Below are 2,170 nucleotides of genomic sequence, written 5' to 3'. Positions count from 1 at the left end.
GCATTAAAGACAATAGTGTCTTTTTTAATTGAAATTGGTTTTTCTTTTTTGATTATGATTTCCCGTAATTCAACTGGTTTAAAAGCTAAAAAAATATTTTTTTCGATTACTTTGGTTTTGGCTGTAATTTCAATTTCTATAGTTTGCGTATCATAATTAAGTGTTGAAAATGTTAATGTAAATTTCCCCGTTTTGTTAGTTTTTAGTTCATAATATCCTTTTTCATTTGTGTCGCTAAAAACTAGAATTTCTTTAGAATTTATATTTTTCAGTATTACACTTGAATTTAAAGCTATTTTGCTTTCAGAGTTTCTTGAATAACCAAATATTGTAGTTTGGCAATATATACTGTTACTTGTGATTAAAAGTACTAGACAAAATAATATATTTTTACTCTCTTTCAATTTGCTGTTGGCTATTAACTTTTACTTTAATTGAAAATCCACGTTCTTGTTTCGATTCCATTTTTTTAATGAATTCGTCTGTTTTTTCCTTTTGAATGAGTCTTACTTTATCATAAGGAATTGTATTATTTGGCTTAATTACAACTGAGCAATCAAATGGAATGCTAATTCTTTTTACTAAAAAGTGAACCTCATTCTCAGAATCATAAATTTCTAATATCAATCCTGGTAAACCGCTGAATTTCCATGGTCCATAATCGTTCTTTATTTCAGGAGAATACCATGCGGTATAATTTCTGCCTCTAAAAGTACAAGTTGCTTTATTGCATAATAAATTATTGATTGTTTTTGTTCCATTTATTTTTATCCAATTAAAATCAGGTGTACTTTCTTCAACCCATTCATGTTTTTTTGGAGAGAATATGCAGGTATAGTTATAAAGCTTTTTTTCTATGATGTTGTTATAAACTAAATGTGAAATAGTGTCAGCTACTGTTATATTAATGTTTCCCTCATCATCAGTTTTTTCGTCATCGTTCGCTAAATCAGAATATGTAAAAACTGATTTTTCAGTATTATATAATAGTACGGCATTATAATTTTTTAACAAAAAATTCATCTCGTATTCAATCTTGCTATTAAACTCAACTTTTTGCGAAAATAATAATGAACTATAAAAAAATATTAAAATGAAATTTATTGTTTTCATATTTGTATGTTTTAAATAATCCTTCAAATTTTATTTGAAGGATTATTATTAAAATAAATGTTTACAAGGATGCCATTAACTCTCTTTTTAATTTTTTAACTTGGGCGGCAATTTCTGAACAAGGCCCAGAAACAGTTACCTCAATATAATTGTTTGCAGTCCCAACGTGAACTGTAGCACTACAAGTTAATTCTTTAGCATTACTTAACGAGTTTAATACAGATTCCATTTTATCAAGTTCGGAATCGATATAAGTTTGCATTTCCAAACCTTGAGAAGTAAAGGTCTTATTTGTAGAAACTTTCTTGTTACCGTAAGAATATTGTATTTGAACTTCTTGTGGTAATTCTTTATTAATACTAGTTTCAAAAGATTTTAATGGCGAAACATTAGCAAATCCACTAAGTGAAATCATAACTGTAGCCACTAGACCAAATAATAATTTTTTCATATTTTTGTTTTTTAATTATTTGCAGTCATACTTTATGTCGTCGAAAACATTTTTTAAGTATGGCTGTTTTTTGTGGTTGATTTTTTTATCAGAAATGTTACCAAACCAACTCTTTAAAAAGTAACATTGATTTTTGCTTGCAAGCGGTTTATTTAGACGGCTCTATTTTGTGTGTGATTTTACACAATCTAGAATCGAGAAAATCTTTTTGATTAACACGATAGTTTTAAAAACTAATCTGTTTTTTGGCACTTTTGTATTGATGCCTATTGTTGTATTAAATTTTATTGATTACTTGTTTAAAAAGCTGATGTAAAGCAAAATTCAATCTTTTTGGTTTCTTATTATTTTCCAATTACCTATAGACTGATAAAAGATAGAATTTTTTGTCTGATCTATTAAATCTTACCTTTTAGATATCTTTAAAAGAAATTTATAAGACAAAGATATTACTGAAGTAGAGTTTAGCTTTACACAAAAAGTGTAAAAAAAGTTAAACAATAGACAAGTGAGATATAATTAAGTTTTTGTGCTTTTTTTATTAATTTGTATCTGGTTTTGTTTGTGCTTTATTCCAATTTAATTGATTGTGAGTTAAAAAAAGGT

3 protein-coding genes are annotated in these 2,170 nt (G+C 26.5%); all 3 read right to left on the bottom strand.

Translation table 11 applies throughout. The features are described 5' to 3' along the window. Nucleotides 1–404 (bottom strand): carboxypeptidase-like regulatory domain-containing protein (locus FPG59_RS15595; protein WP_254906722.1); only part of this gene is annotated, 404 nt, incomplete at its 3' end. Then, on the bottom strand, nt 391–1,113 hold the full coding sequence (locus FPG59_RS15590; protein ID WP_086455465.1) for a GLPGLI family protein: 723 nt from the start codon (nt 1,111–1,113) through the stop codon (nt 391–393). The genes FPG59_RS15595 and FPG59_RS15590, both read right to left, overlap by 14 nt. A gap of 61 nt (nt 1,114–1,174) precedes the next feature. After that, nucleotides 1,175–1,564, bottom strand: coding sequence for a hypothetical protein (locus tag FPG59_RS15585; protein WP_086455464.1), 390 nt, complete (start codon nt 1,562–1,564; stop codon nt 1,175–1,177). Nucleotides 1,565–2,170 lie beyond the last annotated feature (606 nt).

Origin of the sequence: Flavobacterium sp. FPG59 (assembly GCF_002150205.1) — a bacterium.
GTDB lineage: Bacteria > Bacteroidota > Bacteroidia > Flavobacteriales > Flavobacteriaceae > Flavobacterium.
Note: the sequence above shows the minus strand (reverse complement) of the source record. Positions and strands in the feature narration are given on the sequence as shown.